This window comes from Phenylobacterium sp. (assembly GCF_036264965.1).
Lineage (GTDB): Bacteria > Pseudomonadota > Alphaproteobacteria > Caulobacterales > Caulobacteraceae > Phenylobacterium.
This window is the reverse complement of the sequence record NZ_DATAPY010000086.1, coordinates 21,767-28,931: the sequence shown is the minus strand read 5'-3', so window position 1 is coordinate 28,931 and position 7,165 is coordinate 21,767. Positions and strand designations below refer to the sequence as shown.

General features: G+C 68.8%; 6 protein-coding genes and 1 pseudogene. 1 reads left to right on the top strand and 6 read right to left on the bottom strand.

From position 1 onward, the window contains the following. From VHS75_RS10905 to VHS75_RS10895, 3 genes and pseudogenes are all read right to left on the bottom strand, one after another. Positions 1-1,216 (bottom strand): annotated as a pseudogene (locus VHS75_RS10905) (NAD-glutamate dehydrogenase); the annotation flags it as partial. Between the two features lie 208 nt (positions 1,217-1,424). Further along, positions 1,425-2,579 carry an AI-2E family transporter gene (locus tag VHS75_RS10900; RefSeq protein WP_329638640.1) on the bottom strand — a complete coding sequence of 385 codons (1,155 nt, stop codon included), beginning with the start codon at positions 2,577-2,579 and terminating at the stop codon, positions 1,425-1,427. Between the two features lie 87 nt (positions 2,580-2,666). Next, a complete protein-coding gene (locus tag VHS75_RS10895; RefSeq protein ID WP_329638639.1) occupies positions 2,667-3,266 on the bottom strand; it encodes a TetR/AcrR family transcriptional regulator in 600 nt (199 codons plus the stop codon). Between the two features lie 64 nt (positions 3,267-3,330). Here VHS75_RS10895 and VHS75_RS10890 point away from each other — a divergent pair, with 64 nt between their 5' ends. Beyond that, complete coding sequence (locus tag VHS75_RS10890) at positions 3,331-4,302, top strand: alpha/beta hydrolase family protein (protein ID WP_329638638.1); 972 nt, start codon at positions 3,331-3,333, stop codon at positions 4,300-4,302. Here VHS75_RS10890 and VHS75_RS10885 read toward each other — a convergent pair whose 3' ends face one another. The 3 genes from VHS75_RS10885 to VHS75_RS10875 form a co-directional block, all read right to left on the bottom strand. Continuing rightward, positions 4,303-5,085 carry an SDR family NAD(P)-dependent oxidoreductase gene (locus VHS75_RS10885; RefSeq protein WP_329638637.1) on the bottom strand — a complete coding sequence of 261 codons (783 nt, stop codon included), beginning with the start codon at positions 5,083-5,085 and terminating at the stop codon, positions 4,303-4,305. It lies immediately after the preceding gene. Between the two features lie 95 nt (positions 5,086-5,180). Next, the gene (locus VHS75_RS10880; RefSeq protein WP_329638636.1) at positions 5,181-6,038 is read right to left on the bottom strand and encodes a glucose 1-dehydrogenase; all 858 of its coding nucleotides are present in this window, start codon (positions 6,036-6,038) and stop codon (positions 5,181-5,183) included. Between the two features lie 49 nt (positions 6,039-6,087). Further along, the gene (locus tag VHS75_RS10875; protein ID WP_329638635.1) at positions 6,088-7,089 is read right to left on the bottom strand and encodes an NADPH:quinone oxidoreductase family protein; all 1,002 of its coding nucleotides are present in this window, start codon (positions 7,087-7,089) and stop codon (positions 6,088-6,090) included. Positions 7,090-7,165: the final 76 nt, after the last annotated feature.

The following is a 7,165-nucleotide window of genomic DNA, read 5'->3' as shown; positions in this document are numbered from 1 at the left end:
CGAACCGCTCGAACGGGTCCTTGCGCTCGAAGAGCCGCACGCGCGGACGGTCGTACAGGTGCAGGATGCCGAGCGCCTGGCTGAGCAGCTCGTCCTCGCTCATCTGGAAGAGCTCGTCGCGCGGATAGTTCTCGACGATGTTGCGCAGCCGCTTTTCGTTGTGGCTGCCGGGCGCGGTCTCGGCGCGCGTCAGGACATTGGCCACCTTCTCGCGGATCAGCGGCACCGCGGTGGCCGGCTCGTCATAGGCCTCGGCGGTGAACAGGCCAACGAAGCGCACCTCGCCGGAGGGCCGTCCCTGCGCGTCGTAGCGTTTGACGCCGACGTAATCCATGTAGCCGCGGCGGTGGACGCGGCTCTTCACGTTCGACTTGGCGACGGTGAGCGCGGGGTCCGACAGCAGCCGGTGCTTGACGTCGGCCAGCAGGATCGCCGGCTCGTTGGCGCGGCGCAGGACGTGGCGGGTCGGATCGCGCAGCACGCCCAGGCCGTCCTTGGCCTGATAGAGCGGCTCCTCGGCGGCGAACTCGCCGCTCTTCAGGCGCGGGTATTCGTAGACCCGGGCGCCCAGGAACACGAACTGCTCGGCCTGAAGCCAGCTCAGGAAGGCGATCTCCTCGGGCCGGGCTTTCTCGCCGCTCAGCTTCAGTTCGGCCAGCGTCTTGCCCATCAGCTCGAGCATGGCCGGGAAATCGTCCACGGCGGCGCGGACATCCTGCAGGGTCGCCGTGATCCCGGTGACCAGGGCCTGTTCGCGATCCTTGCCGATGGGGTCGAGGATCACCTGGATCATCGATTCGCGTTGCGCCGCGCCGGTCGTCCCGCGCACGCCGGCGCGGTCGCGCTGCACCTCGACGATCGGGTGGAACAGGGCGCGGACCGACAGGCCCTGCTCGGCGATCTCGCCCATGATCGAATCGACCAGGAAGGGCGCGTCGTCCTGCACGATCTCCAGCCGGTCCAGTCCGCCAGCCTGGCTCCCCAACGCCGGGACGATGCGCAATGTCGGTCCGCGGCCACGGCGGCGTTCGCCGAACTTCCAGAAGTCGGCGAGGTTGGCGGCAAGATCGGCGGGGCTCAGTTCCGGCAGCTCGTCCGGCGCCGCGTCGGCGGCGGCCTGGGCGGCGAAGGCCTTGGCGTCGGCCAGCGCGGCGTCCCCCTTCAGGGCGGCGGCGATGGCTTTCGGGAGGTTTCCGAGGGTCGGGGCGCGGGTCATTTGGCGCCTCCAGACACGAGGACGGCGCCGGAGGAGAGTGTCCGGCGCCGTGTGGTTCCGTCGTGGGGGGGCGACGGAACGCTCTCTGCTCGCTGGGTCCGCGTGCTTGGGGGGAAGCGGACACAGCCGCCGGACGTTTGACGCCCGGGGCCAACCATAGATAGGAGCCGATTTCGCAAGTTGAAGACCCTTAGTGTGGTTGTCGACGTCAGGCGGCCTTTGGGCGGCGCCTCATGGCTTTGGCTAGCGGGCCCTTGGCGGGCGGAGGATCGGCCAGATCGGGCGGCTCGTTGGGCATTTTGTTCTTCAGCTGCTGCGGGTCGCCGTCCGCCGAGAGAATGACGGAGATCCAGCGGCTGCCGTCGAATTGGGCCAGGATCACCATCACCATGACGGTGAGCGGTGTGGACAGGAAGGCCCCGGTCAACCCCCAGATCGCACTCCAGAACGCCAGGGACAACAGCACCATGACCGGGTCGATATTGAGGCTGCGGCCCTGCATGCGGGGATAGACGACATTGCCGATGATCACGCCCACCGCCTGGAGCGCGATGAACAGGACGAAGGCCCGCCCGTAGCCGTCGAACTGGACCAGGGCGAAGAGCGGCGGCGCGACGCCGGCGAATACGCCGCCGGCCACCGGGATGTAGACCGCCAGGAAGATCAGGAAGGCCCAGAACAGGCTGTCGTGCAGGCCGACCACGAACATGGCGACGAAGGACAGGCTCGCCACCATCAGGCCAGTGACCGTCTGGACGAAGAGGTAGCGCTCCACCCCATCGCGGATGCGCAGGAAGGCGATCACCGCGTCCTGGCGTTCCTCGCGCTGCGGGAAGAGGCCGATAGCCTTGCGCTCCCAACCCCTCCGCGAGGCCAGGATGAAGGCCAGGTAGACCAGGACGAAGAGGGCGGTTGAAGCAAAATCCTGAACCGCACGCGCCGCCACGCCCAGGTACTTGGACGCGTCCAGCCCCTTGATGATGCTGATCAGCGTCGGCGGATCCTTCACCCTGGCCATGGTGGCGAGCTGGGCGATCACCGCATCGAGCTTGGGGCCATAAGCGACCAGCTGGCCGATGAAGGCCGCGCCGTTCATCGCCACGAAGAATGCCGTGCCCCCGAACAGCACGAGCGAGATGGTGATCGCCAACGGCAGGGCCGCCGTCTTCGAGACGTGCGGCAGGCGGTGCTGCAGGACCCGGGCGAACCCGTCGATCATCACCGACAGGAACATCGCCAGCGCCAGCGGCGTCAGGATCGGCGCCAGGAAGTAAAGCGTCGCGCCGCCGCCGATCACCGCCAGGATCACGAGCGCGTTGCGGGCGACGGGCGACTCGCCGACGAGGGAGGAAGAGGCGGGCATCAAGGGCTTTCGCTTGTGCGCGATCCCTACCTCGCTTCGAGCCGGAAGGGGAGGCCTAGCCTCGTTCTCCCGTTGAGGATCGCTGCCTCAGGCCTCGTTCAGCGTCTTGTCGAGGACGGCCTCCAGCAGCTCCGCCTCAGTGAGGGGCTCGGTCATGAAGCCCTTCAACCGGCCGCCCTGCACCAGGGTAATGAAACCGTGCAGGGTCGACCATCCGGTGATGGCGCGGCGTTTGACTGTGGCCAGGTCGGCGCCCGGGTCGAGGGCGGCGACCGTCCGAAACAGCGACTCCCAAGCCTCGCCCGCCGGGACCAGCAGACTGGCCGGGGCGTCGGCGGCGCTGACCAGGTCGCTGGCGAACATCAGGCGGAACAGACCGGGCCGCCCGAATGCCAGGTTCAGATAGGCCCGCGCGGTCTCGCGCATCGCCGCCATCGGCGTCTCGGCGCCGGCCTGGGCTCCGGCGTAGGCGGCGTTGAGGTCGGCGAATCCGAGGGCCGCCACCTCGTTCAGCAGCGCCTTGCGGTCCGCGAAGTGGCGGTAGGGCGCGGCGGTGGAAACGCCCAGCGACTGGGCGATGTCGCGCAGGGAGACAGCGTCCGGGCCGCCCGCCTCCACGGCGTCGGCCGCCGCGCGGATCAGCGCCGCCCGAAGATCGCCGTGGTGGTAGCCACGCTCTGTCGCCATTGACGGATGTTGACACAGCTAACATCGAGTCGCAATGTAAGTGTCGCTTACATGGGGGATGACGATGAAGCTGCACATCTGGTTGGCCGGTCTCGCGGCCCTGGCCTGGGCCGGCTTAGCTCACGCGGGACCCGTGGGCTTCGAGACCGCCAGCGCGCCGGTCGCCGGCGACAAGCCTCTGGCCCTGACGATCTGGTACCCGACCGAAGCGACTGAGCGGCCCACGCCGCTGGCGCTCTACATCCAGTCCGTCGCGCCGGGCGGCGCGCCGGCAGGCCGAGGTCATCCGCTCGTGGTAATCTCCCACGGGACCGGCGGGTCGAATGCCGACCACTACGACACCGCCCGCGCCCTGGCCGCGGCGGGCTTCGTGGTCGCCGCGCCCACCCACACCGGCGACACCCAGGGCGATCGCAGCCGCTCGACGCGGATCACCGAGCGCCCGGCCGAGCTGTCGCGGGTGATCGACTACATGACCCGCGACTGGCGCGGCCGCGACACGGTGGACGCTACAAAGATCGGCGCGTTCGGCTTCTCGTCTGGTGGCTTCACGGTGCTGGGCGCGATCGGCGGCGAGCCCGACATGACGCGGATCGCGCGGCATTGCGCCGAACATCCGCACTTCTACGACTGCCAGCTGCAGCGCCAGTTGGGCGGCGCGGCAGGGGCGCCAGCGGCGCCCGCGCCGGTGGCCCACGACCCACGCATCAGGGCCGCGGTCGTCGCTGCGCCGGCCCTCGGATTCGCGTTCGCGCCGACCGGCCTTTCCAAGGTCTCGATCCCGGTGCAGCTCTGGCGGGCGGAGTGGGACACCGTCCTGCCGCAGCCCTACTACGCCGAGGTCGTCCACGGCCTGCTACCGAGGGCGGAGTACCATGTTGTCCCCGCCGCCGAGCACTTCGATTTCATGGCGCCGTGCAGCAACACGCTCGCCAAGGTCGCGCCATCAATCTGCGTGGACAGCCTCGACCGCGCGGCCTTCCACAAGGCCTTCAACAGCCAGGTCGTGGCCTTCTTCCAGAAGACCCTCCGGTAGTTAGCGCGGGGCCATCCGGATCGCGCCGTCCAGACGGACGTGCTCGCCGTTGAAGTAGCCGTTGGTGATCATCTCCAGCGCCAGCGACGCGTACTCCGGCGCATTGCCGAGGCGCTTGGGGAAGGGCACCGAGGCGGCCAGGCCCTGCTTCACCGCTTCCGGGGCGAACTGCATCAGGGGCGTGTTGAAGATGCCCGGCAGAATGGTGTTCACCCGGATGCCGTCGCCGGCCAGGTCGCGGGCGATCGGTAGGGTCATGCCGACGATGCCGCCCTTGGACGCCGAATAGGCCGCCTGGCCCATCTGGCCGTCCACCGCCGCCACCGAGGCAGTGTTGACGATGGCGCCGCGCTCGCCGTCTTCCATCGGCTCCAGGTCCAGCATGCCCTTCGCCGACTTGGCGATGCAGCGGAAGGTGCCGACCAGATTGATCTGGATGATGAAGTTGAAGCTATCGAGCGGGAAGTGTTCGGTCGCGCCCGTCTCCTTGTTGCGGCGGGCGGTCTTGATGGCGTTGCCGGTGCCGGCGCAGCAGACCAGGACGCGTTCCTGGCCGTGGGCCGCGCGGGCCTTGGCGAAGGCCGCGTCGACTTCCTCTTCGGAGGTGACGTTGCACTTGCAGAAGACGCCGCCGACCGACTTGGCGACAGCCTCGCCCTTCTCCTCGTTCATGTCGAAGATGGCGACCTTCACGCCCTGCTCGGCGAGCTTGCGGACGGTGGCCTCGCCGAGGCCGGAGGCCCCGCCGGTGACGACGGCGGCGACGGAGGAATCAAGTTTCATGGCGTGGCGCTCCCGATGTCTTGCGGTCTGATCTAGCGGAGGCTTTAGCCCGGCCCGCGCCCTCGAAAAAGCATCACCTTACGTAAACGGAAACCTCAGTCGGTGGCGGCGGCCGCGCCGAACTCCGGGAACAGCTCCGCGAAGGGCGAGGGGCCGCTCTGGTCCCAGCTGTGCCGCGAGCCCACGGTGATACCGCCGTCGACCACGATATGCGTGCCGGTGACGAATTCGGAATCGTCACTGGCCAGGTAGAGGGCGGTCTTGGCGATGTCTTCGGGAACGCCGGCCTTGGGGATCGGCTGCACCTTGGCGCCATGCTCGGCGACGCGGGCGGCCATCTGGTCGGCCACCTCGCGGGGCAGGCCGAGCGAGGCGCCGAAGATCGAGGTGGCTATCAGGCCCGGGCAGATGGCATTGACCCGGATCTTCTGCGGCGAGAGCTGCGCAGCCGCGCAGCGGCTCATGTGGATCACGCTCGCCTTGGCGGAGGAATAGGCGATCGGGCCCCAGCCGGCCTGCATCCCGGCGATGGAGGCGGTGTTGATGATCGAGCCGCCGCCGCGCGCCAGCATCATCGGCGCGGCGTACTTCATGCCCAGCGCCGGCCCACGGACCAGCACGTCGAAGATCCAGCTCCAGGTCTCGGCCTGGATGTCCGGGATCGAGCGCATGCCGTCGGAAATGCCGGCGTTGTTGAACAGGATGTCGAGCCCGCCGAACTCGCTCTGCGCCAGGCCCAAAGCCCCGGCGATATCGCCCTCGACGGTGACATCGCAGCGGGCGTAGCGGACGGCCCCCTTGAACCGCTGCTCCAGCATGCGGCCCTTCTCGTCCTGGATGTCAGCGGCGACGACGCGCGCGCCCTCGGCCACGAACAGCTCGACGGTTCCCAGGCCGATGCCCGATACGCCGCCGGTGATGACGGCGACCTTGCCGTCCAGACGTCCCGCCATGCGGCGCTCCTCAAATATGCGTGCGAGCCTCGCCCGGCGGGCGATGGCGTCAGTCGACGGTGATGACCACTTTGCCCATGGCCTGGCGGCTGCCCAGATGGGCGATGGCGTCGGCGCCCCTGGCGAGCGGGAAGCGCTCGGAGACATGCGGCTTGATCTTGCCCTGGGCGTAGAGCGCCAGCAGGTCGTCGATGGATTTGGCGAAGGCCTCCGGGTTCTTGCCCGCCCAGCTGCCCCAGAACACACCCACGATGTCGCAGCCCTTCAGCAGGGCCAGGTTCAGCGGGATGCGCGGGATGTCGCCGGCCGCGAAGCCGATCACCAGATAGCGGCCTTCCCAGGCTATCGAGCGCAGCGCCGGCTCGGCGTAGTCGCCGCCGACGGCGTCGTAGATCACGTCCGCGCCGTTCGGCCCGCAAGCGTCCTTGAAGAGGGCGCCCAGGGCCCGCTGGCCCTCCTTGTCGAAGGGGCCGCGGCCGTAGACCACACCCGAGTCCGCGCCGTGCTTGATCGCCAGGTCGACCTTCTCCTGCGTCGAGCAGGCGGCGATCACCCGCGCGCCCAACGCCTTGCCGAGCTCAACCGCCGAGAGGCCGACGCCGCCGGCGGCGCCCAGCACCAGCAGGGTCTCGCCGGCCTTCAGGTGGCCGCGGTCGGTCAACGCGTGCCAGGAGGTGCCGTAGGTCAGGATGAAGGCCGCGGCGATATCGTGCGGCATCGCGTCGGGGATCTTCCAGACGCGGCCGGCCGGCAGCAGCACCTCTTCGGCCATCGCGCCCCAGCCGGTGTTGGCCAGGATGCGGTCGCCCGGCTTCACGTTGGTCACGCCGTCGCCAACGGATTTCACGATGCCGGAGAGCTCGCCGCCGGGCGCGAAGGGCCGCTCCGGTTTGAACTGGTACTTGTCCTCGATGATCAGGACATCGGGGAAGTTGACGCCGATGGCCTTGACCGAAACGACCACATGTCCGGGCTTAGCTTCGGGTGACGGCACGTCCTCCAGGACGAGCGTCTCGGGTCCCCCCACGACCTTGCTCAACAGCGCCTTCATGCCCGCTCTCCCGGAAGTCTCTTCGAAGTTGGCCGGACGCTAGCCCAGCGGCTTCGGAGGCGGAAGGCGCAAATCG

What these genes read in the sequence shown, in the direction of transcription:
- VHS75_RS10895 (WP_329638639.1), bottom strand. Translation starts at nt 3,266, where the DNA reads ATGGCGACAGAGCGTGGCTACCACCACGGCGATCTTCGGGCGGCGCTG.
- VHS75_RS10890 (WP_329638638.1), top strand. Translation starts at nt 3,331, where the DNA reads ATGAAGCTGCACATCTGGTTGGCCGGTCTCGCGGCCCTGGCCTGGGCC.
- VHS75_RS10880 (WP_329638636.1), bottom strand. Translation starts at nt 6,038, where the DNA reads ATGGCGGGACGTCTGGACGGCAAGGTCGCCGTCATCACCGGCGGCGTA.
- VHS75_RS10885 (WP_329638637.1), bottom strand. Translation starts at nt 5,085, where the DNA reads ATGAAACTTGATTCCTCCGTCGCCGCCGTCGTCACCGGCGGGGCCTCC.
- VHS75_RS10875 (WP_329638635.1), bottom strand. Translation starts at nt 7,089, where the DNA reads ATGAAGGCGCTGTTGAGCAAGGTCGTGGGGGGACCCGAGACGCTCGTC.
- VHS75_RS10900 (WP_329638640.1), bottom strand. Translation starts at nt 2,579, where the DNA reads ATGCCCGCCTCTTCCTCCCTCGTCGGCGAGTCGCCCGTCGCCCGCAAC.